23 protein-coding genes and 5 tRNA genes are annotated in these 25,060 nt (G+C 34.9%); 22 read left to right on the forward strand and 6 right to left on the reverse strand.

The window, feature by feature from the left end; genetic code table 11:
• Window positions 1-583 precede the first annotated feature (583 nt).
• Window positions 584-1,228, forward strand: coding sequence for a glucosaminidase domain-containing protein (locus tag AVL50_RS26625; protein WP_062620171.1), 645 nt, complete (start codon window positions 584-586; stop codon window positions 1,226-1,228).
• A 150-nt stretch (window positions 1,229-1,378) separates the two neighbouring features.
• Here AVL50_RS26625 and AVL50_RS33155 read toward each other — a convergent pair whose 3' ends face one another.
• A complete protein-coding gene (locus AVL50_RS33155; protein ID WP_157491584.1) occupies window positions 1,379-1,594 on the reverse strand; it encodes a hypothetical protein in 216 nt (71 codons plus the stop codon).
• 661 nt (window positions 1,595-2,255) lie between these two features.
• Between AVL50_RS33155 and AVL50_RS33425 the strand changes: the two genes are divergently transcribed.
• Entirely contained in the window at window positions 2,256-2,420 is a 165-nt protein-coding gene (locus tag AVL50_RS33425) for a DUF5522 domain-containing protein (protein ID WP_169658940.1), read from the forward strand.
• A gap of 121 nt (window positions 2,421-2,541) precedes the next feature.
• On the opposite strand, the gene AVL50_RS26635 is transcribed toward AVL50_RS33425, so the two are convergent.
• The 3 genes from AVL50_RS26635 to AVL50_RS26645 form a co-directional block, all read right to left on the reverse strand.
• Window positions 2,542-3,708: an AIR synthase related protein gene (locus AVL50_RS26635; RefSeq protein ID WP_044210748.1), complete on the reverse strand. Its 1,167-nt coding sequence runs from the start codon at window positions 3,706-3,708 to the stop codon at window positions 2,542-2,544.
• A 178-nt stretch (window positions 3,709-3,886) separates the two neighbouring features.
• Window positions 3,887-4,285: a cytochrome c gene (locus AVL50_RS26640; protein WP_062620175.1), complete on the reverse strand. Its 399-nt coding sequence runs from the start codon at window positions 4,283-4,285 to the stop codon at window positions 3,887-3,889.
• A 163-nt stretch (window positions 4,286-4,448) separates the two neighbouring features.
• On the reverse strand, window positions 4,449-5,213 hold the full coding sequence (locus AVL50_RS26645; protein WP_062620176.1) for a TIGR02757 family protein: 765 nt from the start codon (window positions 5,211-5,213) through the stop codon (window positions 4,449-4,451).
• A gap of 150 nt (window positions 5,214-5,363) precedes the next feature.
• Here AVL50_RS26645 and AVL50_RS26650 point away from each other — a divergent pair.
• The 12 genes from AVL50_RS26650 to AVL50_RS26705 all read left to right on the forward strand — a co-directional run bounded on the left by AVL50_RS26650 (window position 5,364) and on the right by AVL50_RS26705 (window position 15,956).
• Window positions 5,364-5,435: transfer RNA gene (locus AVL50_RS26650), tRNA-Glu, on the forward strand.
• A 32-nt stretch (window positions 5,436-5,467) separates the two neighbouring features.
• Window positions 5,468-5,539, forward strand: a tRNA-Glu gene (locus AVL50_RS26655).
• A 32-nt stretch (window positions 5,540-5,571) separates the two neighbouring features.
• Window positions 5,572-5,643 (forward strand) — tRNA-Glu (locus AVL50_RS26660).
• 32 nt (window positions 5,644-5,675) lie between these two features.
• Window positions 5,676-5,747 (forward strand) — tRNA-Glu (locus AVL50_RS26665).
• A 32-nt stretch (window positions 5,748-5,779) separates the two neighbouring features.
• A tRNA-Glu gene (locus AVL50_RS26670) sits at window positions 5,780-5,851 on the forward strand.
• 294 nt (window positions 5,852-6,145) lie between these two features.
• A complete protein-coding gene (locus AVL50_RS26675) occupies window positions 6,146-9,367 on the forward strand; it encodes a VIT domain-containing protein (protein WP_172826926.1) in 3,222 nt (1,073 codons plus the stop codon).
• A 114-nt stretch (window positions 9,368-9,481) separates the two neighbouring features.
• A complete protein-coding gene (locus AVL50_RS26680; protein ID WP_062620180.1) occupies window positions 9,482-9,877 on the forward strand; it encodes a hypothetical protein in 396 nt (131 codons plus the stop codon).
• Between the two features lie 169 nt (window positions 9,878-10,046).
• On the forward strand, window positions 10,047-11,810 hold the full coding sequence (locus AVL50_RS26685; protein ID WP_062620182.1) for a serine hydrolase: 1,764 nt from the start codon (window positions 10,047-10,049) through the stop codon (window positions 11,808-11,810).
• A 301-nt stretch (window positions 11,811-12,111) separates the two neighbouring features.
• Window positions 12,112-13,845 (forward strand): serine hydrolase, encoded by a 1,734-nt coding sequence (locus AVL50_RS26690; protein WP_062620184.1) that lies wholly within the window; start codon window positions 12,112-12,114, stop codon window positions 13,843-13,845.
• Entirely contained in the window at window positions 13,808-14,860 is a 1,053-nt protein-coding gene (locus tag AVL50_RS26695) for a sensor histidine kinase (RefSeq protein WP_062620185.1), read from the forward strand. The genes AVL50_RS26690 and AVL50_RS26695 overlap by 38 nt, the downstream gene beginning before the upstream one ends.
• A 1-nt stretch (window position 14,861) precedes the next feature.
• The gene (locus AVL50_RS26700) at window positions 14,862-15,560 is read left to right on the forward strand and encodes a LytTR family DNA-binding domain-containing protein (RefSeq protein ID WP_062620187.1); all 699 of its coding nucleotides are present in this window, start codon (window positions 14,862-14,864) and stop codon (window positions 15,558-15,560) included.
• 6 nt (window positions 15,561-15,566) lie between these two features.
• The gene (locus tag AVL50_RS26705) at window positions 15,567-15,956 is read left to right on the forward strand and encodes a VOC family protein (protein WP_062620188.1); all 390 of its coding nucleotides are present in this window, start codon (window positions 15,567-15,569) and stop codon (window positions 15,954-15,956) included.
• 2 nt (window positions 15,957-15,958) lie between these two features.
• Here AVL50_RS26705 and AVL50_RS26710 read toward each other — a convergent pair whose 3' ends face one another.
• The gene (locus tag AVL50_RS26710; protein ID WP_062620190.1) at window positions 15,959-16,945 is read right to left on the reverse strand and encodes a helix-turn-helix transcriptional regulator; all 987 of its coding nucleotides are present in this window, start codon (window positions 16,943-16,945) and stop codon (window positions 15,959-15,961) included.
• 207 nt (window positions 16,946-17,152) lie between these two features.
• Between AVL50_RS26710 and AVL50_RS26715 the strand changes: the two genes are divergently transcribed.
• The 7 genes from AVL50_RS26715 (at window position 17,153) to AVL50_RS26745 (ending at window position 23,021) form a co-directional block, all read left to right on the forward strand.
• The gene (locus AVL50_RS26715) at window positions 17,153-17,494 is read left to right on the forward strand and encodes an antibiotic biosynthesis monooxygenase (RefSeq protein WP_062620192.1); all 342 of its coding nucleotides are present in this window, start codon (window positions 17,153-17,155) and stop codon (window positions 17,492-17,494) included.
• A 246-nt stretch (window positions 17,495-17,740) separates the two neighbouring features.
• Window positions 17,741-18,712, forward strand: a complete 972-nt coding sequence (locus AVL50_RS26720; protein ID WP_062620194.1) for a linear amide C-N hydrolase — start codon at window positions 17,741-17,743, stop codon at window positions 18,710-18,712.
• A 496-nt stretch (window positions 18,713-19,208) separates the two neighbouring features.
• Complete coding sequence (locus tag AVL50_RS26725) at window positions 19,209-20,180, forward strand: linear amide C-N hydrolase (RefSeq protein ID WP_062620196.1); 972 nt, start codon at window positions 19,209-19,211, stop codon at window positions 20,178-20,180.
• A gap of 389 nt (window positions 20,181-20,569) precedes the next feature.
• Window positions 20,570-21,118 (forward strand): RNA polymerase sigma factor, encoded by a 549-nt coding sequence (locus tag AVL50_RS26730; RefSeq protein ID WP_062620198.1) that lies wholly within the window; start codon window positions 20,570-20,572, stop codon window positions 21,116-21,118.
• A gap of 59 nt (window positions 21,119-21,177) precedes the next feature.
• The gene (locus AVL50_RS26735) at window positions 21,178-21,492 is read left to right on the forward strand and encodes a hypothetical protein (RefSeq protein WP_062620200.1); all 315 of its coding nucleotides are present in this window, start codon (window positions 21,178-21,180) and stop codon (window positions 21,490-21,492) included.
• A 183-nt stretch (window positions 21,493-21,675) separates the two neighbouring features.
• Entirely contained in the window at window positions 21,676-22,296 is a 621-nt protein-coding gene (locus AVL50_RS26740) for a ferric reductase-like transmembrane domain-containing protein (RefSeq protein WP_062620401.1), read from the forward strand.
• Window positions 22,293-23,021, forward strand: coding sequence for a siderophore-interacting protein (locus tag AVL50_RS26745; protein WP_062620202.1), 729 nt, complete (start codon window positions 22,293-22,295; stop codon window positions 23,019-23,021). The genes AVL50_RS26740 and AVL50_RS26745 overlap by 4 nt, the downstream gene beginning before the upstream one ends.
• 113 nt (window positions 23,022-23,134) lie before the next feature.
• Here the strand turns inward: AVL50_RS26745 and AVL50_RS26750 are convergent, their stop codons facing one another.
• Window positions 23,135-23,686: a hypothetical protein gene (locus tag AVL50_RS26750; RefSeq protein ID WP_062620204.1), complete on the reverse strand. Its 552-nt coding sequence runs from the start codon at window positions 23,684-23,686 to the stop codon at window positions 23,135-23,137.
• Between the two features lie 67 nt (window positions 23,687-23,753).
• Here AVL50_RS26750 and AVL50_RS26755 point away from each other — a divergent pair, with 67 nt between their 5' ends.
• Window positions 23,754-24,938 carry a DUF4105 domain-containing protein gene (locus tag AVL50_RS26755; RefSeq protein WP_062620206.1) on the forward strand — a complete coding sequence of 395 codons (1,185 nt, stop codon included), beginning with the start codon at window positions 23,754-23,756 and terminating at the stop codon, window positions 24,936-24,938.
• The last annotated feature ends 122 nt before the right edge of the window (window positions 24,939-25,060 follow it).

Here is a 25,060-nt window from a genome sequence, read left to right on the forward strand (position 1 = left end):
ATGACAGATATATAGAGGAAAAATAACTGAATTAAGCTAAGATAAATTTCCTGAATTTTAAACAGAATGTGATCAACATCCTCTAAGGAATAATGTACTTTAAGTTGAATTATAATATTGTGATTTTCAATTTGTATTCAAAATAAAAATAAAAAAATCACAGGCAAAATATACTTTCATTATACCTGCTTATCACCTGCAATAATTAGTGTAATTAGTACTGTTAATGAGGTGTTTAACTTAAAAATAGATACAAATCCCTTATTTGTTACACAAATTTAATAATAAAACTCGATTTTTTTTGCTTCAAAACCTCGAAATGAAACTTATAAAACTGCTTATCGTACTATGTAAAATGCAATTTTATATGCGTTAAATCATGTGACCTTAGAATAGTACAATAAAAGATTTGTATTGTATAAAATATAGGTTTCAAATAAGTGTTAAAATACTATTGTTATATTACAATTGTATGTTATATTTGCATCCAATATTTTAATAAACGAAAATTATTAGAATAACTCGCTGATAATCAGCACAAGCGTCAGACGGACACTTGATCTTTTTACGAAATAAACTTTTAATGAGAAAGTTTTTACTTATTTTAACCGCGTTTGTATTAAGTATAGGAACCACTGATTTTGCAGTAGCATCTTCAAATAATTCTATTACAAGTGTAAAGGATACGGATACAATAAAGAGAGAAGATTATATAAGAACTTTATATAAAGCTTTCGATCCAATCTGTAGAAAATACGGCATCAATACAAAAGTGGCTATATCCCAAGCAATAGCTGAGCAAGGTTGGGAACTGAGAAAAGACTTCAGAATTTTCAACATTGCATCCACAAACCCTACTAGAAGTAAATTAGTTTACGACAACGGGGAGCAACGTTTCAGACGCTATAGAGTATATACGTCTTTAGAACAAGCGGTGGAGGACTATTGTAAAGTGCTAACTAGTTTCCACACTTACCGCAAAAACGGATTGTTTGAGACCTTAGATCCAAACATGCAAATCGAATCAATTGCGAAAGGTGGATATGCAACAAACCCAAAGTACCAGCAATTGGTAACTGCGGTAATGGAGAGATTTGTATCTCCTGTTGTAGATTATTTACGTGAAGAAGAGGCCCTAGCGAGAAGATCAGAAGAACTTCAATCTGTGGCATCAATTAGTAGCGTGGAAGCACAACACATCCGCTTCTGTTTACCTTCAGGGTATTAGAAGCTGACCCTTTTGACCTAACATATCGAAATTATACGAAACAGGAGATCCTACGAATTGTAAGATCTCCTGTTGTTATTTAAAGGGTGGAACAAATTTCTGTGTTAAATTTTCGTTATCTGATAATTTCTTGATTTTTTTCAAATAACGTTACTCGGGTTTAAGAATAGAGTTAATTGTGCCGTCCATATCTTTATACCCTCTGCGTCCAAGGTCGCGGACAACTTCTCCTTGTGCAAGGAGATCATCCCAGATGTTCATCTCTACGATTTCATAGAAATTTCTTTCATCTTCCTCAGTAGCAAATTGGTAAAGATCTTTCAGACCTTTGCGCTGAATCTCATCTTTGATCAAGATGTCTTTCATGCGTTGAATGAGTTGAGCACATACACCTAATTCAAATTCTGAATTAGCACGGATGGAAACATTAAATTCATAACTGTCTCCTTGGGCAGTGGCCGTAACGCGGGGTTTGATAAAATGCTTCATGAGGCTCTGTTTACATAGTTTTTTGACTTTTTTCTAGACCGGTACACGGTAATGAGACGGGTGTCCTCAAAGATAAATATGTACGATTTGTACTTCCTTTTATCCCTTCGGCAGTGTGAACCATAGCTCTCTGATTTATACGCCTGGTACACGATGTTTAGATAATCTCTTTTTCGCCAATGACGACATCTTTTGGACATCGCATTATAGGCATGGGTGCTGATTTCAATAAACATATAAGCTAGAAAATAAAAAAACGCACAGTCTCCCGTCTAGAGCTTGCACGTCGATGATAAAAATAGATAAGTAACTAGAGTGCCAAGCACTTACATATAATTTAAGAAAAAAAAAGGAGAAATGCACTTTTTGAAGGTGAGCGCCTCTTTGTAATAGGATAGGGCAGGTGAGTTTGGATTTTTCCTAAATCAGATTTCATGAAAAGTTGACCCCATTTTTATTGTATTCTCAAATATGTTGCGTATTTTGAAAGTCCGTGCTCTTAAGTTTAGTAACTTGCACAAAAAATAAATTTAAAGGTATGAGTAAAACTCCTCTCGAAGAAGGGAAAGATTATTACATTGAAAACGGCTTATATGTTTTCACAAAGGAGTATCACTTGAAAAGGGGATATTGCTGTAAGAATCAGTGCAAACACTGCCCTTGGGGATTCAAAAAGAAAAAGCAGAAAACCTCGGTTTTTTAATCAGGTTGGAAACCATAAAAAAAGGATAGATTAAATGTTTGAATTTAATCTATCCTTTTCTTTTTTCTATTGAAAAAAAGTAGGAGGTAAGAGTGAAGTACATAACTTACCTCTTACCTCTTTAGTAAGAATATGTTCCGTAAGGAGAGTGAATGTCTAATGACTTACTTCCTTCTTTTGTCTCTACACGACCAACGATTTGAGCATCAACATTGAATGACTTCGAGATGTCGATGATTGTCTGAGCATGTTCAGGAGCAACATAGATTTCCATACGGTGCCCCATGTTGAATACTTTGTACATTTCGCTCCAATCTGTACCACTGTTCTTGTGAATCATTTCGAAAAGTGGAGGGATAGGGAATAAGTTGTCTTTTACAACATGTACATTGTCTACGAAGTGCAATACTTTCGTTTGAGCACCACCGCTACAGTGAACCATACCGTGAATTTCTGGTCTTAACTCGTCCAATACCTTTTTGATGATTGGAGCATAAGTTCTTGTAGGAGATAATACCAATTTACCAGCATCTAAAGTTAGATCAGCAATGGCATCTGTAAGTTTTTGCGTACCCGAGTAGATCAAGTCATTTGGAACTTGAGGATCGAAGCTTTCAGGGTATTTCTCTGCTAAATATTTTGCAAATACATCGTGACGAGCAGAAGTAAGACCGTTACTTCCCATACCGCCGTTGTATTCAGATTCATAAGTTGCTTGACCGTAAGAAGCTAAACCTACAATCACATCACCACCTTGGATGTTGCTGTTGTCGATTACTTCGTCACGTCTCATTCTTGTAGTTACTGTACTGTCTACAATAACAGTTCTCACTAGATCTCCAACGTCTGCAGTTTCACCGCCAGTACTGTGAATATCAAAACCATTGTCGCGAAGCATTTGTAATACTTCTTCCGTTCCGTTGATTAACTCAGAGATAACCTCACCCGGAATAAGGTTTTTGTTTCTACCAATTGTAGAAGATAAAAGTGTACTGCCTGTTGCACCAACGCAAAGCAGGTCATCCGTGTTCATGATGATTGCATCTTGAGCTATACCTTTCCAAACCGACATATCGCCCGTTTCTTTCCAGTATAAATAAGCCAAAGATGATTTAGTACCCGCACCATCAGCGTGCATGATTGCACAGTAATCTGAATCGCCTGTTAGAATATCAGGAACGATTTTACAGAATGCTTTTGGAAATAAGCCTTTATCTAATTGCTTGATGGCATTGTGAATGTCCTCTTTTGAGGCGGAAACACCGCGCTGTGCATATCGCTCTTGCATGAGATTCAATAGGTTGTAATGAAAATGAAAAGCCCATACCCTGTTATTATTTTAATATTCAATGGGAATGGGCTGATGGCGCAAAATTATACTTTTTGCGGGGATTATTAAATGTTTTGTGTAAGAAAATCTATCTGACGGCTGACTTTCGTTTATATTTTAAATTAATTACAATGTATTAACGCTCCATTGCCACATCATCGGCAGTGATTATCGGTGCTTTATTTCCCCAAGAATTTCTAATATAATTCAATACATCAGCTGCTTCTTGATCAGATAATGCACCTTGTTCAGGCATTGCTCCCGTATACGTCACTCCATTGATCGTGATCGGTTCTTCTAACCCATGCAAAACCTGACGGATGGCCTGATGCTTATTTTCAACTAAATATTTAATGCCTGATAATGGGGGAACCTGTGGCTCAATTCCTTGTCCTTGCTCTAAATGACAATGCATACAGTTAACCATATATACCCCTTGACCTCTTTTAATACTTTCTTGTAATGGATTATAATTTATAAATGAAAATAAGGTTATGGCAGTTAATAATGATAGGTATAGTGTGATTTTTTTCATGATGAATATCTTTAGGTGTTAATTTTACAATTATAATTCAAATGTACTCTTTTTTACAATTACCACAAGTGATAATTATCAATATTCTGAGAAGAATTTTAAGGGTTAATATTCTATTTTCTTCTTGAAAAATGGGCTTTTTGAGTGAATTGAAAAGTATTTCTTAAGAAGACGCAAACTTTTCTAAACCCAACCCAAATAACGCGAAATCATATTTCACAGGGTCATTTTGATCAATCTTTTTTAAATTATCAGTCAGTTCTACTGCCGCCTTCCAATCGGACTGTTTTCGGGTCAATAACTTCAACTTTCTGCTCACTCTTTCTACATGAACATCCAATGGACAGATCAGCTGATGAGGCTGAATGGTATTCCAAATTCCAAAATCTACGCCTTGATCATCTTTCCTGACCATCCATCTCAAAAACATATTGATTCTTTTACAAGCCGACTTTCTAGCAGGCGTAGCAATATGCTTCCTAGTACGCTGTGGAGCATCTTCGTCTTCAAAGAAATAATCATGAAAGGCGATAAGGGAGTTCCCTACATTTTCATCTTTGTCAGAATAACCAATCAGAAAAGCATCCTCTAGTGAATTGTATTTTTGATAATGCTTTTGGAAGAAAGAAAGGAAATACAACGTGTCCACATCATTGAAGGTGCGGTGCTTGAAATTCAGAAAAGGTTTTAAATCACTTTCTGTATGATTGATAATAAAGTCATGAGGAGCATTGTCCATCAAAGTCACTAGCTCTTTGCACTTGTTGATGATGGTTTTTCTTTGCCCCCAAGCTAATACGGCCGCCCAGAATCCCATGATTTCAATATCTTCTTTTTTTGAAAAAGAGTGAGGGATACAGATAGGATCATCTGGTATAAAATTAGGCTGATTATATTTTTCGTAACTGTTTTCAAGAAGTTCGTACATGTCAAAATTATATTTTTGAGTGTTTAGACCCCGAAAAATAGCCCTAAATCACCTTTTTTTCTTAATGATTGTAATATTTCTTCTTTTTTTTTGAAAAAGGTTTGGAGTGAATAGGGTTTTCAAATACCTTTGCACTCGCAAAAAACAGTTGCTCCGTTCGTCTAGGGGTTAGGACGCCAGGTTTTCATCCTGGTAGCACGGGTTCGAATCCCGTACGGAGTACAGGTCTGATTGAGGCTTAAAATCAATACCCCGCTCCGTTCGTCTCGGGGTTAGGACGCCAGGTTTTCATCCTGGGAGCACGGGTTCGAATCCCGTACGGAGTACAGGTCTGATTGAGGCTTAAAATCAATACCCCGCTCCGTTCGTCTCGGGGTTAGGACGCCAGGTTTTCATCCTGGGAGCACGGGTTCGAATCCCGTACGGAGTACAGGTCTGATTGAGGCTTAAAATCAATACCCCGCTCCGTTCGTCTCGGGGTTAGGACGCCAGGTTTTCATCCTGGGAGCACGGGTTCGAATCCCGTACGGAGTACAGGTCTGATTGAGACTTAAAATCAATACCCCGCTCCGTTCGTCTAGGGGTTAGGACGCCAGGTTTTCATCCTGGTAGCACGGGTTCGAATCCCGTACGGAGTACAGATCCTGTTTCAGAAATGAGACAGGATTTTTTTTTTGCTCATTATTTTCAACCTCTTCTTTGCAATTTGTACTGTCATCGCGAACCACAATACATAACTTTTTTTCATCAAAGGATTCATCAAAATTAAGAAAGCTTAGTTTTAATGTACTAATTGTATTAGATCTAATCTTTATTAGGTGTCATTAACATAGTATAACGATGTCTAATCGAGAGCTTAACATTACACAACACCAACTATGGATTTAGGTCGTTATATTGATAAAAACGATGTTCAATCAAATTACTCTTCCATGAAAGTTCAACTATTACTACTATTCTTGCTGGTATCCGCTACTCTAAAAGGGCAAGTTATCCTTATCAATAATAGCGAAGGAGACTCAGTCGCGTTGAAAAAACTCTACATTGATGTGGTAGTCTTAGACAATATCGCTACTACTAAAATGGAAATGCACTTCTATAATTATGGTAGCAGGGTGCTGGAAGGAGAACTTAATTTTCCTTTGGAACAAGGTGCTACAGTCTCCGCTTTTTCACTTGATATTGGTGGAGAATGGAGAGAAGGAGTGGTGGTAAAGAAAGAGAAAGCCACTGAAGTTTTTGAGAACATTGTAAGGCAAAATGTGGATCCGGCAATATTAGAAAAGACTGTCGGTAATAATTTTAAGACAAGAGTTTATCCTATTTTCCCCAAAGAATATAAAAAGTGTATTGTCGCTTTTGATCAAGAATTAAGTAAGAATGATAAAGGACATATTCTTTACAATCTTCCAATGTATTACAAGAACCTACTAAAAGAATTTGAGGTGCATGTAGAAATCATCAATAAATCAGATGTGGAAGTAGATAGTGACAATGCATTGGATATTCAATTCCAAGATGTACACGAATCTACAATTGCGAATTACACAGCTAAAGATACTTTCGTTCAATCTAACTTATCTTTTACATTACCTCAAAAAGGAAAAACCAAAAAGACCAAGTCTACTAAAGGGAAGTTCTCGGCAGATCAGTTTTTCTATGTACAAAGTCAGCCCAAGGCTGTTTCAAAAGATAAAAAGAAACCGAGTAGTATAACTTTCCTTTGGGATGTTTCGGCACATTATAAAGGAAGAGATCTTGAGAAAGAGAAGGAATTGATTAATGAATATTTCAAGTGGAATCAAAATGTAAGTGTTGAGGTAAAGACCTTCAATTATGAAGTGACTACTTCTAAAAAGTTTCAAATCAGAGATGGGAATACATCAAAATTGCTTCAATATATTGAGGGTTTAGAATACGATGGTGGTTGTAAGCTAGGTGAATATTTAAGTAAAGGTATAGTTTCAGAAGAGGTGTGGTTGTTTTCTGATGGTATTTCTAATTTATCAATGGAAGCACTCTTCAGTTTCAATCAACCTTTATATACAATTTCCTCAAGCAGTAGTGTGAATCAAGCTTATTTATCAGCCTTGGCTAATCAAAATTCAGGCGATTATCTTAACCTTTCTTCTCGTTCACAAAAAGACCTTTTAGAGAAAATCAAACAACCTGCGATCCGTTTTTTAGGCATTGAAGTGATTAATGGAGAAGTGGCAGAGGTATATCCTAGTAAGGTAGCTTTGGTGAAGAAGAATTTTGCAATTGCAGGAAAATTGAAGTCGAAAGAAGCGACATTAAAAATCAATTACGGTATTGGTGGAAAAGTCATGGGTTCTGAGCAGGTAACGATTCAGTCATCTGATAAAAAATATGAAATGGTTGAGAAACTTTGGGCACAGAAACAGATTGATGAGTTGAGTGAGTTATCAAAACAGAATGAGGAAGTGATCACTAATTTGGCTTTAAAATATGGTATTGTAACTGATTTTACCTCTTTTATTGTATTGGACAATTTAGAAGATTATGTAACACATGAGATCGTTCCTCCTGCTTCTATGCGAAAGGAGTATTATGCGAAGCTGAAAGAAAAACAGGAGCACAAAACAAAAGAAATGACGACTCGCAAGGATCGTATTTATGCGTCTTTTCAAGAGGATATAAAATGGTGGGAGAATTCTAAGGACATGAGTGAAGTCATTCGAAAGGAAAAATTGAATAAGCCAAAATCTCTTGGGCAGAACAATCGTCAACCTCTTCCTCCTAGAGAATATGTTTCGCAAAAGAAGATTGTATCTGGGATAGTAAAGGAAAACGGAGTGAATCAAGTATTACCTGGTGTGCAGGTGAAGTTAAGAGGAACTTCTCAAAGTGTAGTGACGGATTATCAAGGGAAATTTAGTATTGAAGTGCCACTCAATGGGATATTGGTTTTTACTTTTGAAGGTTTTGATAGTCAAGAAGTAGATGTGCATCAACTTAGCAGGGAACTTTTGGTGACTATGGTAGAAACAATACAGTTTTCTGATGAATTTTTAGATGAGGAAATGATTGAAGTAGGTGTTTCTAGGCAAGCACCTGCACGTACTCAGGCGGTAGAGAGTTTTGCTATTACAGAAGAGTTTGCAGAGGAAACAGTGGTTGAAGAAATGGAGATGTCGGATTCATGGGGAGGCTCAGCAGATGAAGCTGCCGATGTGAAAAGGAAACGCAAACCAAAGAAGACTGTAAAAACTACTTTGATTCCTTATGAGTCAGATGCGAAGTACTTGGAAGCATTAAAGTCGACAGAAAAAAGTAGAAGGCCGTCCAAGTATTATGAATTGAAGAAGGAATATAAAAATGCACCATCCTTCTACTATGATGTCGCTTCCTATTTTTACAGCGAAGGGGACCAGAAAATGGCCTTTCAAGTGTTGAGTAATTTGGCAGAGATTGATTTGGAAAACCATGAAGTATTAAGAAATCTAGGAAGGAAACTACAAGAGTTTGAACGTTATGAAGAAGCGGAATATATCTTTAAGAAGCTGATTGACTTAAGACCTTTTGAACCTCAGAATTATAGAGATTTGGCTTTGTTGTATGTCGATAAAGGAGAATATCAAAAAGCAGTGGATCAATATTACAGTATCATAGAGAGTGAATGGGATGCTGATATTATTTCCCGTTTTGGGAATATAGAGTTAATCATTTTACATGAAATGAATAATTTAATCACCAAGTATCCAAAACAGATTGATACCTCTAAAATTGATGCTCGTTTTATTCATGCCATGCCTTTAGATGTCAGAATTGTGATTGATTGGGATATGCTGGATACAGATATTGATTTATGGGTGATTGATCCTATCAATGAAAAGTGTTTCTATTCTCATAAAAATACTAGAATTGGAGGGAGAATGTCCAATGACTTTACGAGAGGTTATGGACCTGAAGAGTTTCGTTTGAAACACGCTATCGAAGGGCAATATATCATTAAGGTCAATTACTTTGGAAGCTCTAAGCAGTCGTTGTTTGGGCCTGTCACGCTCAGAACCTTCTTGTATACTTCTTACAGTAATTCAAAGGAAGAAAGACAAGAACTAAGTTTACAATTGAAGAAGGCGGGTAAAAGTGTTTATGAGGTTGGAAGTTTGGATTACAAAATTGCGAATTAGGAATGTTAAAAAATAAGCTCACTTGAAACACTTATCATTTAAATTCGTTAACTTATTTATTGAACTAAAAAATTAAGTTGAGTCAATCAACATGTCAAATTAATTAAATCAATTATGAGTAGAAAAGACAATCCATTTGAGGATATTCTTAGAGATTTTGTTTTCCCACGTATGACGGATGAACTCCAAAAAGAGAAAGTGAAGTCAACGATCAAAAACGTTTTCGAAGCTGTACAAGGAGCAGTGGAAGAAGCACAAGAAGCATCAAAAACAGTTGATGTGGAGGTAAACGAAATTAATACTGATGATCCAGAAACTCGAAATATCAGAGTGGACATCAAACAAAAGAAAAAGAAGAAGAAAAAAGTTGAGGAAGCTCAAGAAGAAGTCACCGCTTCGGATGAGGTAGCCCAATTGAAGGAGCAGGTAAAACAATTAAAATCTCAATTAAAAGACAAAGAAGACATTATTCAACTGTTGAAAGATCAGGTTGAAATGTTGAAAAAATAACTTTATACAAAGTCGTCCAATTTAAGGCATACTCTACGGGGTGTGCCTTTTTTTATGCCCGTTCCGCATTCATCATTTGTAATCTGCACTTATCAAATAGTGATACCGAATCGAGAGAATAAATGTGATCATTGTAGTGTAATCATTAATCACTCCAACGAAAACAACGATGAAAAGGAAAACAATATTTTTAGTGCTGATGTTAGTCTCTCAAGTAGGTTTCTCTCAAACTTTCAACTCCATCAAGACAGAAACGAAAAGTGTCATTGACAGTATTTTTAATGCTAAGATAGAAAAGAAGAAAGCGGTAGGAATGAGTATCGCAATTGTTGATAATGGAAAAATAGTTTACTCTAATGGCTACGGTTTTTCAAACAGAGAAAAAGGAATAAAGGCAAATGATCAAAGTAATTACAGAATTGGTTCTATCACGAAGTCTTTTACTGCCCTTTCATTATTAAAACTTCAAGAAGAACAAAAATTATCGATAGCTGATCCCATTCAGAAATACATACCAGAGTTGACCATTACTTCTGACTTTGATACAGATAATTCTATTTATATACAAGATATTTTAACGCATACCTCAGGCTTACCCAATGATATATTTAATGGAACCCTTGCAAAGGATTTGCCTACTAACGAATGGATCATACAAGCCTTGAATAAACAAAAAATGGCTTCGCCTAGAAATTATTTAAGTTCTTACTCAAATGCTGGCTATTCATTATTTGGTGAACTCATTGAACGTGAAAGTGGATTGACCTACGAAGAATATATCAGCAAAGAGATTTTTAATCCATTAGGAATGAAAAATACAAATATCAATACTGACATTCCTGTGGGGTACGCAGATAATAAACAAGTTCAAGAGTCAGGGATTATTTCTTGTATTGGAGGAATTAATTCAAATGTATTGGATATGAGCCAATTCATCATGATGATGATTAACGAGGGAAAGCATGCTTCAGGAAAAATAGTAAGTGAGTCTACAATCAATGCAATGCAAAAAGAAAGGTCTTCTAAAATGACATTAGTGGATGATTGGACAGGAGATGCTTATGGATTGAAGGTGCAGGAAGTAAATGTAGAGACTGAAAATAATTCACCCCAAAAGATGAAAATATATGGACATGGGGGAGATACGCCAATATTTCATGCAGATTATAAATACATTCCAGCACTAAAAGTAGGGGTAGTGGTCTTATCAAATACAGATAAAGGATATGTAAATGCGAGGTCATTATTATTTAAATATTTAAAATATGATAAAGACCAAAAGCTGAAATTATTAACAACGAAGAGATTTTTAAAGCAAAAAGAACTAGCGGTCTTGCCACAAGAAGAAGAAATAAGTGGGAGCTATGGTTTTGGGCCTTACAAATTAGATGTAGATTGTACTGAGAAATTTAAATTGAAAATTGGCAGGTTTGATGTCGTTTTTGAAAAGAAAAATGATTCTTTAGAGTATACGATGAAGGTAAAAGTCTTTAATTTTATTACACTACAAAAAGCTGAAGACATTTATAAATTTGTGAAAGTAGAGGATGAAATTTTATTAAAGATGGTGAGTGGGTATTCCCAAAGAGAATCCTATGTCGGAAAGAAAACCATCTATAAAGAAATTAGTAATTCATGGAAAAATCGATTGGGGACATATGAGGCAATCAATGCGATATCATGTGAGGGGGCTAAAACTTTCAATTTTTCGTCAGCTACTTTAGAACTGAAAGAACGAAAAGGTGTATTGAAAGTAAAATTAATTCCTCTTTCTAAAGATGGTTTGCCAGAACATGTATTAAATATAGTAGATGATCGCTCTGCTATTGAGACTGGAATTGGAAGAAATACGGGGACTTCATTGATGGTACTTGAAAATGGGAACTTATATTGTAGCGGGTTTGAATTTAAAAGAATTAAACCATCTATTTAAAGCTTAAAGATATGAAACAGTCTGTTAGTGAGTTGTGTATTTAGGCATTTTGGAAGTACAGTGTTTCATTAAGAATGTAATTATTTAGAGGAAGGATTGAGCTAAGCTTGATCCTTTTTTGTGTTATATAAAATATATTTTTGTGCTGTAATTTTCTCAGGTATACTCTTTAGGCTGTACCTTTTTTATGTTCTTCCGCATTCATCATTTGTAATCTGCACTCATCAAATATTGATATCTATTTGAGAGAATAAACCTGATCATTGTAGTGTAATCATTCATCACTTAAACAAAAACGACAATGAAAAAGCAAGTTATATTTTTAGTATTGATGTTAGCATCTCAAGTAGGTTTCTCTCAGACTTTCAATTCCATCAAGACAGAAACGAAAAGTGTCATTGACAGTGTTTTTAATGCTAAGATAGAAAAGAAGAAAGCTGTAGGAATGAGTATTGCAATTGTTGATAATGGAAAAATTGTCTACTCTAATGGCTATGGTTTTTCCAACAGAGAAAAAGAAATCAAAGCCAATGATCAAAGTATTTATAGAATTGGGTCAGTTACAAAGTCATTTACGGCTTTATCTCTTCTTAAGCTTCAAGAGAAAAATAAATTAAGTGTTGAGGCTCCTCTTCAGAAATATATCCCAGAACTGACAATTCAAAATGATTTTGAGCAAGATCAGAATATTTATATCAAAGATATCTTGACGCATACTTCTGGACTTCCAAATGATATTATAAATGGCATGTTTGCAAAGGATCTGCCAAGCAATGAATGGATCATTGAGGCTTTGAACAAGCAAAGAATGGCTTCCCCAAGAAACTATATTACATCTTACTCTAATGTTGGATATATTCTTTTGGGAGAATTGATAGAAAGAGAAAGCGGGGTGTCTTATGAAGAATATATCAACGAAGAAATATTTGCTCCATTGGGAATGATCAATTCTTCAATCAACCGACAAATACCAGTAGGTTATTTGAATAATGAGCAAATTCAAGAGGCAAATGTGATTTCGTCTATTGGAGGTATTAATTCAAATGTATTAGACATGAGTCAGTTCATGATGATGCTGATCAATAAAGGCAAATATCCATCAGGAAAAATTGCTAAAAAATCTACAATCCATGAAATGGAAGAAGACAGATCATCTAAAATAAAGTTGGTAGGTGATTGGGAAGGTGATGCTTATGGATTGGCGGTTCAAGAAGTACATTTTGACGATAAGGATCAATCAAAAAAAGAAATGAAAATGTATGGTCATGGTGGAGATACACCAACTTTTCATGCAGATTATAAATACATTCCAGAATTGAAAGTAGGAGTAGTAGTACTATCAAATACAGATAGAGGATATGTGAGTGCTAGATCGTTATTATTAGAATATTTAAACTCAGAAAAAGAACTTAATGCAAAGCTTAGTGTAGTACGCCGAGATCTTCGTCAAGCGGGGGTGTCTGAGATTCCAACTGAAAGTGAACTATTGGGGAAATATAGTGTTGGAACTTATATGGTGGAAGTAGATAGTGTGGAAAGATTTCATTTAACGATCGGAAACTTTACTGCAGATTTTGAAAAGGTTAATGATTCATTGGAGTACGTTATACCTCAATTGAATCAGAAATATAGATTTGTGAAGGTGGATAATGAGATTTTAGTGAAATCTGTAAGCGTATATACTGGTAGAGAGGAATATGTTGGAAAGAAAATTGATGATATAAAAATGACCAATTCATGGAAAAGCCGATTAGGTAAGTATGAGGCTATCAATGCTTTCTCAAGTGGTGATGCTAAAACTTTCAATTTTTCAACTGCTAAATTAGAACTTAAAGAAACGGATGGAACTCTTCAAGCTATTCTTCAATCACAAACGAATGACGCTCTACCTCAACCATTTTTTGTAATCAAAGGTGATAACTCTGCTCAGGAAGTAGGAATTGGTAGAAATACAGGTACTTATCTAATGGTACTGGAAAACGGTAATTTATACTACAATGGATTCGAATTCAAAAGAAATAAATCAGCTCTTTAAAGCAAGAAAAGAGTTTTGGGTAACAAACGCGATAGGTTGGGTAATACTGTACGTTATCAATGTTACATTCCAAACACAATACTTTACATGCAATTTTGAAGCAATATATTATACAATAGTTATCGCAGGAACAGGCTTATTAATAAGTCTGTTCTTGAGGTATTTTTACTCAAAAATTATTCTTCAAAATGCACCTATTCTCATCACAATACTAAAAGGTATAGCAGTGTTAATGATAATATCTTTCTTAAAGACGGTTATTGACCCATGTTTTTTTATTGTTTTTGGGTTTGAAGAGTTGAATTATCTTGAAGGTAATTTCGAAGTTCCTACTTATATGTTCAGTATGTTGATGGTGCTTTCGATTTGGTCTCTGATTTATTTTAATTATAAATATTTCGAAAACCAGAAAAAGATAGAGACAGATAAATTAAAGTTATCTCTAGAGTTGAAACAGTTGGAACTTTCCAATTTAAAAGATCAATTAAGCCCTCATTTCCTTTTTAATGCCATCAATAATATTCGCTCATTGATCTTGATTGACCCTGAAGGAGCAAGAGATTCCCTTGTAAATGTATCCGAGTTATTGAGGTACATTTTAAACTATCAGAATAAAACCTTGGTGAGTATTGGGGAAGAAGTAGAAGTGGTGAAAAGCTATATTCAGCTTAATCAATTGCACTTTGGGAATAAAGTAGATTTTATTTTGAATGTAGATGAAAGCTTAGATTCTATTGAAATTCCACCGCTTTCTATTCAGCTTTTACTTGAAAATGCGATTAAGCATGGCGAAATAAAAAATGGCAACAAGATTGAAGTCAATGTTTTTGAAGAGGAAGGTAAAGCTGTGATCACAGTAAAAAATGCGGGAGAGTTGAAGGGAGATTTAAATAGTGGAATTGGTCTGAAAAACTTAGTACAAAGATTAAAATCTGAACTGTCAGAAAATGTAAATTTTGCCATATTTCAAACTCAGAATATTGTCACTTCTCAAATCACTCTAAATACAAACTAACATGAAAACTTTAATCGTAGAAGATTCTCATTTGGCGAGGCTAGAACTAAAGCACTTACTCAAAAAACATAAAGAAATAGAAGTCCTAGCCGAAGCCGACACAGGGGAAGAGGCGATCAAGCTGATTGATGAATTAAACCCTGATCTGATTTTTCTAGATATTCATCTACCGGATATGGATGGTTTTAAAGTGTTGAATACCATTAATCATATTCCTCATATCATTTTCACTACCGCTTATGATCAATATGCCATCAAGTCGTTTGATTATAATACGATCGATTATTTACTGAAGCCCATCACACAGGAGCGTTTAAGTACAGCCATTCAAAAAATCAGAATTGAAGAAGAAGATATTCAAGAATTAAGTTTAGAAAACAGTATCTTTATCAAAGATTCAGACCAATGTTATGTGACAAAACTGTCTGATGTATCATTATTTGAGACGGAAGGAAATTATACTAAAGTTTATTTTAATGATCAATCCCCACTACTTCATAAGTCTTTGAATCAAATAGAAAACCGCTTAGATAAGAACTTTTTCTTTAGAGTAAACCGACAGCAGTTGGTCAATGTCAATCATATCAAGGATATCGATACATGGTTCAAGGGGAAATTACAATTGAAGCTGAGTTGTGGAAATGAAGTAGAAGTCAGTGAAAGACAAAGTGTCGCTTTTAAAAGATTATTAAGTATATAAATAAAAATGCTCAAGCTAAATAAATTACACCATATCGCCATTATCTGTTCAGATTATCCCAAATCAAAAAAGTTTTATACAGAAATCATGGGTTTTGAGATTCTTCAGGAAGTGTACCGAGAAGAAAGAGATTCATGGAAACTAGATTTGTCTTTTAATGGACAATACCTAATTGAATTATTTTCATTCCCTAATAATCCACCAAGAGTTTCATGGCCAGAAGCGAGAGGTCTAAGACATATTGCGTTTGAGGTAGACAGTATAGAAGACAGCATCGTTTTTCTAAAAGAAAATGAAGTACCCGTTGGTGATATTATGGTAGATCCTCATACGGGTAAAAAGTTCTGTTTCTTTGATGATCCAGATGAACTGCCGATTGAGTTGTATGAAAAATAAAATTAATTGAAATAATCAATATTCTTCCCTTTTAAGGCAGAAGGAGCATAGCCAAAGTGATTTTTAAAAGCTTGACTCAGATGTCCAACATGACTAAAATTTAAGTCCATGGATATTTCGGTTAAGCTTTTATTGGTATAAATAATTTGTCGGTGAGCTTCTTCTATTTTTTGCTGATTATAAAACTGAAGAATAGGTTTATCAAAAATTGATTTGAAGAGACGGTTTAATTTTGAAACACTCATGCCGTATTTATCACTTAATTCAGTAAGGTTGGGAATTTCTGTAAAATCAGATAAGTGACTATCTCTTAAGTCAATCATCAATTTTAGATCTTCTGGATGAATATTACTTTTATGCTTATCAGCGTCTTTTTCAATTTTTGTTTTTAATAGCTCAATAATTTCAATACTCTTTGTGAAAAAGAAAGCGTGTTTTCTTTTTTCTTTATCCACATTCTTAATGATCGCTCTTACTCTACTTTCGATTTCAGCGTTTTGTGAATAATAATTGATCCATGGACTGTCATTTTTAAAAAGCTCTTTCATTTTGAAATCAGTTTTTTTAGCAAACTGCAGAAAGAAGCTCAGTGAAAAACGAATAGAAACCCATTGACTGCCTTTACCCTGAGGAAATTCGAAGTCATGTACTTGTGTAGAGTTTAAGATCAAGATACCTGCATTATTAAACTTTTTGACAGTACCATCTCTTTTATAAGTAGCACCTAACCCTAATCGGATAGTAATGTAATGATCATCCGGTAGTACGGTATGTTTAGTGATGACTGGGCGATCGGAATCCATTTCAAAAACAGCAACAATGACTTTGTCTAAAAATTCAAAAGAATATCCTTTTATATCACACCAATCTGTTTTGATTCTAAGCTCTTCTCCATCCCAAGTGCCCCCTAAGTCATCAGCAAACTGTTGGTAGGCATCGTGTGGATGTGCTCCTTTAGGATCTATGGTGTATTTATCTTTTTCTAGCATTATGATTGATTTTGAGCTATAGGATCATTAAAAACATTATAAATAGCAATGTACTAATCTAATGAATTACAGGTTATTTTGTCAAAAAAGTAGGGAAATAAACTTAAGGTAAAATGCTCAAATCATATAAATACTTAACCAAACCGTGACAATAATTCCTTCACCTAACCTATAATTTTGCCTTATCAAAAATCAAATCAAAGAATTATGTTAAACGAAAAGTCAATCAATTTCTGGTCGAAGCTAGAGGTAAAAGTATTAAACGGGACAGCAAAAGAAGCGGCGGATTATCATACACAAAGAAGAGCTATTGAAGAATGTGCGGCTACAATTGATGGTTTCCAATATGGAGAGTTGATGTTGTCATCAGAAGATGATAGTGCATTCATGATATTATGTGGATGGCACTCAGAAGAAGATTATGTGGAGTGGTTAAAAAGCCCAGTAAGAACACAACAATTTGAAGACCTTTCAAAGTTATTGGAAGTGGAGACAAAGGAAAGTAAATATGATAGCTTCCATCAGTTCAGTCAGCTAAAACTTTCATAAAGAAACTAATCATCGCCTATTAGTATTATCCGCAATAAGGCCAAGGTGAAACCCACTTTGGTCTTTTTTTTATACAAAATGGGTGTTTTTGACTTTAACGAAAACGTACAACCTGATGCCTAATTCGTGAAAGTAAATGGAATACCAACCCTCTACCTTTGTAATGTAATCAAAAGGGAAATCAATCTATTCACCTTCACCGATTACAAAAATTAATTATTTATCATTCAAAAAAATAGTACAACTATGTGTTCAAGAATTATTTATGAAACAGGCAACCAAGAATTTATTACAGGACGTGGAATGGACTGGAACGATCCTAACGCTCAAACTTCATTATGGATTTTCCCTAAGAATATGAAAAGAGATGGAGGAGCAGGAGATAAGTCAATTCAATGGACTTCGAAATATGGTTCAGTTGTGGCAAGTTTCTATGATATCGCATCATCAGATGGTATGAACGAAAGAGGCTTGGTAGTCAACGCACTTTACTTAGCGGAATCAGAATATGGTGATGTTGCTCAAAGCGATAAACCTACATTGTCAGTTGGTGCTTGGGTACAATATTTCTTAGATAATTACGCATCAGTTGAAGAAGCTGTAGAGGCAATGCAAGATGCACCATTTATTATTTCCGCTCCATTATTACCTAACGGTAGAGGTGCTACAGTGCATTTATCCCTTTCTGATTCAACAGGAGACTCCGCAATTTTAGAATACCTAAATGATGGAGAATTAGTAATTCACCACAGCAGGGACTATAAAGTAATGACCAACTCACCGGTTTATTCTGAGCAAATTGCTATCAATAAGTACTGGGAATTGATCGGTGGCAGTAAAATGTTGCCAGGTACGATCAGTGCGGCAGACCGATTTGTGAGATTGAACTATTCATTAGAGTCATCACCAAAATATACAGATAAAGATATGGCAACAGCCTCAGTAATTTCTCAAATGAGAGCAATTGGTGTACCTCTAGGGATGGAAGATCCGGAGCATCCCAATATCTCAGCTACTCTTTGGAGAACAATCGCTGATAGCCAAACCAATAGATACTACTTTGAGTCAGCAGTAAAACCTGCTATTTTCTGGGTAGACCTTGATAATATTGATTTTGAGAATACAGAAGTAAAAACATTGGACTGCTGTTCAGATGCCATTTACTCCGGTGAAGTATCAAAAGAATTTACCCCTAAAGAAGCATTTCCTTTTTTATAGAAGATGGAATAATTTGATTAGACTTTTAACTTTTACCCCATTGATGAATTTTTCATTAATGGGGCTTTTTATTGAGTGCTAGCATGTATATGTTGTGCGTCCTAACTTCTACACCTTGCGAGTGCTAGCATGTACATGTTGTACGTCCTAGCTTCTACACCTTGCGAGTGCTAGCATGTACATGTTGTACGTCCTAGCTTCTACACCTTGCGAGTGCTAGCATGTACATGTTGTACGTCCTAGTTTCTACACCTTGTGAGTGCTAGCATGTACATGTTGTACGTCCTAGCTTTTACACCTTGTAAGTGTTAGCATATCAGCTTTTATACTGGAGGATTGGATTGCCGAAATTTTGTAACTACTTACTCAAATCTTGTATATCATTTGATTTTGAACCAGCGACATTTGTAATGTGATCAATAAGGAAATCAATCTATTTATTATCAGCCTATTTGATTACAGAAATTAATTATTTATCAATCAAAATATTGCTATTATGTGTTCAAGAATTATTTATGAAACAGGAAATCAAGAATTTATCGTAGGTCGTGGTATGGACTGGAATGATCCAACAGCTCAGACGTCATTATGGATTTACCCTAGAGGAATGCAAAAAGATGGAGGAACGAATAACAACCCTATCGAATGGACTTCAAAATATGGATCAATAGGAGCTAGTTTTTATAATGCAGGTACTGCGGATGGAATGAATGAAGCAGGTTTGACAGCAAATCTTCTTTACTTAGCAGAATCAAATTATGGTGATGTGGCAACAAGCAATAAGCCAACACTTTCTGTAGGAGCTTGGGCTCAATATTTCTTAGATAATTATGCAACTGTAGAAGAAGCCGTAGAGGCGATGGAAGATGTACCTTTCATTATTGTAGCACCAATTCTTCCTAACGGTAGAGGAGCAACAGTCCACCTTTCTATTTCAGATAAAACAGGTGATTCGGCCATTTTAGAGTTCTTGGATGGAGAATTAGTGATTAATCATAGCAGAGAATATAGAGTGATGACCAATTCACCAATATATTCGGAGCAGATTGCCATCGATAAATATTGGAAATTGATTGGTGGTAGCAAAATGTTGCCAGGAACGATTAATGCGGCTGACCGTTTCGTGAGATTAAGTTATGCTTTGGAATCTTCTCCAAAATATGCTGATAAAGCAATGGCTACAGCTTCTGTAATGTCTCAAATGAGAGCAATTGGTGTGCCTTTAGGAATGGAAGACCCTGACCGTCCAAATATCTCAGCGACACTTTGGAGAACAATTTCTGACAACCAAACCAACAGATATTATTTTGAGTCGGCATTAAAGCCTACTATTTTCTGGGTGGATTTGGATAAAGTAGATTTTTCAGAAGGTGCGGAAATTAAAGCATTAGATTGTGATTCAGATACAGTTTATGCAGGAGAAGTTTCTGAACACTTTACAGCTGCTACGCCATTCCCTTTCTTATAAGATTGAAATAGTATTTTAGGTTTATAAGTACAAAGTCAAAATTATCTCATACTAATTCTATTTATTTTTTGTGAGTACTGCCTTCAAAAAACTTTAAATAGAACCACTATTCATACGTTTTTTAGCGTTGTACTCACAAAAAATAAATTAGAATTAACTATGATTTATTTTTGACTTAGTACTTATATGAAGCCCCATCTTGTTTATAATAAGTTGGGGCTATTTGTATTCAAAAGAAAAAATACCCATCTTTTTTATTCTTCAGAAAACTGTCTTTTTAAGCCGTTAAACCCATATTTTTTATTTCTCATGAAAAAAAATCAAAAAAATATCACTTTTCTTAAAATATAATCTGCCCTTATCCGACTTAAGAGATAGATACAATAATTATGGCAGAGAAAAATCAAAATATAGAAAACACATTCCAGCAGGAACAAGGCCGTTTGAAGAATTACATCAAAGGAAAGGTTGGTTCTATGGAAGACGCTGAAGACATTGCTCAGGATGTGTTTTTGAGTTTTGTAGGGGGATTTGATGATATCTCTGATTTGCGCAAATCAATCTCCTGGCTCTATACTGTCGCGAAAAATAAGATTGTGGATTACCGTAGGAAAAAGAAACCGCTCTCTATTGAAGATCAAAAAGTAAATGATGAAGAGGAAGGATTGAACCTAATGGATTTATTGCCTTCGCTAGAAACAATGCCTGATGATCAATTGATGAAAGACATGATTTGGGAGGAAATACAATTGAGGTTGGAAGAGTTGCCCAAAGAACAAAAAGAAGTTTTTGAGTGGCATGAACTTGAAGGACTCAGCTTCAAACAGATTTCAGAGATGACAGGGGAAACGGTGAATACATTAATCAGCAGAAAGCGATATGCTGTATTGTATCTAAGAGAACAATTGGATAGTCTCTTCAAATTGATGAAGTCCTAATTGGTCAAAATTAATAGTACAACAGATCACTACAGGGTGGTCAAAATTGATAAAAAGACATGGAAAAGTTTTCAAAGAAAAAGTTTATAGCTAAAAAGATCGTATTTGGAGCAGTCATCATTACTGCCATTACCTTTATTTTTATGCAGTTATGGAATTGGTTGATGCCTGTAATATTTGGGTTGACTACTATTTCATTCCTTCAGTCATTAGGGTTATTAGCAATGTCTAAAATCTTATTTGGCAGGGGTGGAAGACCACGTTTCAAAGGTCGTGGTGGAAGTAGAGCCATGATGCATAGAGAGAAATTTATGCAGAAATTTAAGGCGAGAGAATCGAAATGTGCTGAAGAAAAAGAAGACAATAATGAATAATTTTTAGTGGTTTTTTGGTGGTTCGTGAGCCACAAGGCATTGTGGCTCTACAAAACGATACTCTTTCAATTTAGTATCTACATTTAATTGAAAGAGTGCCGTTGTAGAGACGCAATGCTTTGCGTCTTACGAACCATAACAAGAACCATAAGTAATATAAAATCTAACAAACAAAAAGACAGAATGGCATTTTTAAAGCGAAACTACGGGTGGATCATCGTCACGATCCTTGCGGTATTACCTCTGATTATTTTAAGTAAAATGATTCACATTGACTGGACGAATGGCCTATCAATGTCATTGGTAGAAAGTGCAGGAAAAGGGGATCGTACCACATTGGATATGTTGTATCATATCTCAGGTGAATTTGCCATCCGATGGTTGACAGCCGTTCTGACTTGTACTCCACTTTTTATACTGTTTGGAGTCACAAATCTTTTTGTTCGTCAAGCGATGGGTATTGCGGCTGCCGTTTGGAGTATTCTTCATTTTGTCATTTTTATAGCGATGGAAGGCTTTCTGGAAACGTTCACGGAGGTGAATTATGTAGCTGGTTTTATTGCTGTATTGATATTAATACCATTGTTATTTACATCGAATAGAAAATCGATGAAGCGTTTAAAAAGCAAATGGAAGAAACTTCAGAAGTATGCTTATATCGCTATCATTTTAAGTTTAGTGCATGTAGCACTTTTAGAAAAAACATGGATTATCTATGCTGTAGTGGTAGGAGTAGGTTTTATCATTAGAATACCTGCGGTGAAGGAACGCATCATAGGGTTCAGATTGAAAAGGAAAAAATGAAAATCATAGAAAATATATTGAAATCTGTCGTTTTGGACGAAGCCGTGATTTCAGAAAAAGAACAACTATCAAAATCTGCTTACAGAATTCGTATTCAAAGTGAAAAAATAAAAGGATTAGACTTTCACCCTGGTGCATTTCTGAGAATGGGTATCGGAATTGGAAAAGAAGAACTTTCCATGAAAGACAAAGTCAGAAGCTACAGCATTTGGGACATAAATCATCAAGAAGGCTTTATTGATATTGCGATCGCTACTCATAGCAATGGTATTGGATCACATTGGGTGACGAATTGTGAAGTGGGAGAAAAACTTTATTTTAAGTTGAAAAAAGGGAAGTTCTTAGCCGATGATTCAGCAGACAGTTATTTGATGATTGGAGACCTCTCGGCACTTTCACACCTTTATATGATTCAAAAAAATATTGGTGCAAATAAGAATGTCAAAGGGATAGTGTATAGTCATGATCAAAATGAATTGTTTGAAGATTTGGATGGGAATACTCCTTTCGACTTCTACGAATTACCTCAAAATCCATCTCAAGAAATCATTGGGAAAATAAAAGAGATCTTACCAGACTTGGAAGGGAAAAGGATGGTTTACATAGCGGGAGATAGCCGATTATGTGTGGCCCTTACTCAATTTTTCAGAAAGGAATTAAATTGGGAATCTTCTCAAATTAAAACGAAACCCTTTTGGAACCCTGAGAAGAAAGGTTTAGAATAGTTAAAAACAAAATAGCTTGTAAAGAAAATCTTCAGCAAGCTCTTTTATTTTCATTTATAATTAACTTATATACTGATAGTTGTAACCGTTTGACGATTTTTAAGGGAAATTCTTCATCTAGGAAATACAAGCTTCCCTACAATAAAAAGAGCCCCAAAAGCAAATACTCCTAGAAATAACAAAAATGACCCTATTTGCCCTGATCGTTGTATTTCAAGGTAATCTTCATAGCTTTTTATGACATCATCATTGATTTGAATAATAAAGTGAGCATTAACTCTTGGCGGATTGTTGTAAAGTTCTTTTTTGGGAATTCCTAATTTAAAAATAACAGATTGTGAATTACTCTCAATGTATTTATTAATAGTATGAATAGAAACATCATTATCTAGATTAAATTCAATTCGAGGGTAATTTTTTAGGTATATCAGTGTATTGGGAATCTTGTTTTTCCCAACCTCTATTTGTTTAAAATGTTTTAATTCTCCAGTGATAGTTACGAAATCATTTTCGGGGAGTGTAGGATCCGTGATAACTTCAATTATAGCTACAAAGGCTAAGATCGCGGACATAGCTATTATACTAAGACCTGCTATTGTATAGCTTCTGCCGTTCCTCTGAAATTCTCTTTCATTTCTAAAATCAATTAGTTCACGTAAAGTCATTTTATTAAAAAGTGATTGGTAATTAAGTTATATTTGCCGATGTATTTTGCCAAAATTAACCATCTAAATGAGAAGAATAATTAAACTAACTTTATTTTTTGTAGCTCTTTTTACACTAAAATCATTCGGTAGACAAAAAATCATTTTATCAGAAGAAAGCGAAATCAGTGTTATCACATGTGATATTGGAAAAGAACTTTATTCTTCATTCGGACATACAGCTTTGCGAGTGAAAGATGAAAAAAACAAATTGGATGTTGTCTTCAATTATGGCTCCTTTGATTTCAGTACGTCCAATTTTTATCTAAAATTCTCAAGAGGGTCCTTGAACTATTACCTGACAGTGACAACCTATGACAAGTTTATCAGAGAATATACTTATACAGATCGGTCTTTATTCGAACAAATCTTGGATTTAACAGTACAAGAAAAAAATAAGTTGTTTACAGTTTTAAGTGAAAATATAAAACCTCAGAACAGGTTTTACAGGTATCAATTTTTTAAAGACAATTGCACCACTCGTATTCGTGATTTTATTCAGAAAGTGACCTATTCCAATTTAGTACAAGACAGCAGTTATATTGAAGAAAGTAAAAGTTACAGAACACTATTTACGGGTTATTTGAAAAAAGGATCTTGGGTTGATATTGGATTAAATTTATGTTTAGGACTTCCTGCAGATCATAAAACAACATTTGATGAAAGCTTATTTCTTCCTTTTGAGTTGGAGAAAGCATTAGATCATTCTTATTTAAATGGACATCCTCTTGTAAAAGAAAAAAGAGTATTGTACTCTTCAAGAGCAGGTGCTTTTATGAACGCGTCTAAGAAGCAGGAAACGTTTAATCCTTTCATTTTGCTGACTTTACTTTCTGTGATTTTAGGAGGTTTAGCCTTCAATCAAAACTATGCTCCAAAGGTAGATGTATTAGTGTTTGGAGTTTCTGCATTGGTGGGGTTGATTCTTTTCTATTTGGCCGTTTTCTCACTTCATACTCCCACTCATTATAATTTGAACCTTTTATGGTTATCGCCTTTCAATCTTATTTTGATTACAAAAAAAGAAAAATTTAAAAAGATGTACTGTAAGCTTTATCTCATTCTGCTTGCACTCGTTTTTATCATAAATAGTATTGTAGGTTATTTCAATCCCATTTTCTTTCCCATTACAATTGTTTTGATGGTAAGGCTTTCTACCCTATCAGGTTGGTTGTACTACCCCAGACTTGAAGGGAAAAGCGTCACGTATTGAGCCGTTAAAAATATTTTTTGGTTTGAGCTTTAGCTAGTATATAATCATTTAGGCGAAAGAAATGGAATTTTACTTTTGACTTCAAAGCCTTGATTTTTTTGTTTCGTTTTTTGCTCCCCGTC

Source organism: Flammeovirga sp. SJP92, from assembly GCF_001583495.1.
Classification (GTDB): domain Bacteria; phylum Bacteroidota; class Bacteroidia; order Cytophagales; family Flammeovirgaceae; genus Flammeovirga.

Excerpts from the sequence above, each read along its gene's own strand:
- AVL50_RS26625 (WP_062620171.1), top strand. The coding sequence starts at position 584 with ATGAGAAAGTTTTTACTTATTTTAACCGCGTTTGTATTAAGTATAGGA.
- AVL50_RS33155 (WP_157491584.1), bottom strand. The coding sequence starts at position 1,594 with ATGAAAGACATCTTGATCAAAGATGAGATTCAGCGCAAAGGTCTGAAA.
- AVL50_RS33425 (WP_169658940.1), top strand. The coding sequence starts at position 2,256 with ATGAGTAAAACTCCTCTCGAAGAAGGGAAAGATTATTACATTGAAAAC.
- AVL50_RS26635 (WP_044210748.1), bottom strand. The coding sequence starts at position 3,708 with ATGCAAGAGCGATATGCACAGCGCGGTGTTTCCGCCTCAAAAGAGGAC.
- AVL50_RS26640 (WP_062620175.1), bottom strand. The coding sequence starts at position 4,285 with ATGAAAAAAATCACACTATACCTATCATTATTAACTGCCATAACCTTA.
- AVL50_RS26645 (WP_062620176.1), bottom strand. The coding sequence starts at position 5,213 with ATGTACGAACTTCTTGAAAACAGTTACGAAAAATATAATCAGCCTAAT.
- AVL50_RS26675 (WP_172826926.1), top strand. The coding sequence starts at position 6,146 with ATGAAAGTTCAACTATTACTACTATTCTTGCTGGTATCCGCTACTCTA.
- AVL50_RS26680 (WP_062620180.1), top strand. The coding sequence starts at position 9,482 with ATGAGTAGAAAAGACAATCCATTTGAGGATATTCTTAGAGATTTTGTT.
- AVL50_RS26685 (WP_062620182.1), top strand. The coding sequence starts at position 10,047 with ATGAAAAGGAAAACAATATTTTTAGTGCTGATGTTAGTCTCTCAAGTA.
- AVL50_RS26690 (WP_062620184.1), top strand. The coding sequence starts at position 12,112 with ATGAAAAAGCAAGTTATATTTTTAGTATTGATGTTAGCATCTCAAGTA.
- AVL50_RS26695 (WP_062620185.1), top strand. The coding sequence starts at position 13,808 with ATGGATTCGAATTCAAAAGAAATAAATCAGCTCTTTAAAGCAAGAAAA.
- AVL50_RS26700 (WP_062620187.1), top strand. The coding sequence starts at position 14,862 with ATGAAAACTTTAATCGTAGAAGATTCTCATTTGGCGAGGCTAGAACTA.
- AVL50_RS26705 (WP_062620188.1), top strand. The coding sequence starts at position 15,567 with ATGCTCAAGCTAAATAAATTACACCATATCGCCATTATCTGTTCAGAT.
- AVL50_RS26710 (WP_062620190.1), bottom strand. The coding sequence starts at position 16,945 with ATGCTAGAAAAAGATAAATACACCATAGATCCTAAAGGAGCACATCCA.
- AVL50_RS26715 (WP_062620192.1), top strand. The coding sequence starts at position 17,153 with ATGTTAAACGAAAAGTCAATCAATTTCTGGTCGAAGCTAGAGGTAAAA.
- AVL50_RS26720 (WP_062620194.1), top strand. The coding sequence starts at position 17,741 with ATGTGTTCAAGAATTATTTATGAAACAGGCAACCAAGAATTTATTACA.
- AVL50_RS26725 (WP_062620196.1), top strand. The coding sequence starts at position 19,209 with ATGTGTTCAAGAATTATTTATGAAACAGGAAATCAAGAATTTATCGTA.
- AVL50_RS26730 (WP_062620198.1), top strand. The coding sequence starts at position 20,570 with ATGGCAGAGAAAAATCAAAATATAGAAAACACATTCCAGCAGGAACAA.
- AVL50_RS26735 (WP_062620200.1), top strand. The coding sequence starts at position 21,178 with ATGGAAAAGTTTTCAAAGAAAAAGTTTATAGCTAAAAAGATCGTATTT.
- AVL50_RS26740 (WP_062620401.1), top strand. The coding sequence starts at position 21,676 with ATGGCATTTTTAAAGCGAAACTACGGGTGGATCATCGTCACGATCCTT.
- AVL50_RS26745 (WP_062620202.1), top strand. The coding sequence starts at position 22,293 with ATGAAAATCATAGAAAATATATTGAAATCTGTCGTTTTGGACGAAGCC.
- AVL50_RS26750 (WP_062620204.1), bottom strand. The coding sequence starts at position 23,686 with ATGACTTTACGTGAACTAATTGATTTTAGAAATGAAAGAGAATTTCAG.
- AVL50_RS26755 (WP_062620206.1), top strand. The coding sequence starts at position 23,754 with ATGAGAAGAATAATTAAACTAACTTTATTTTTTGTAGCTCTTTTTACA.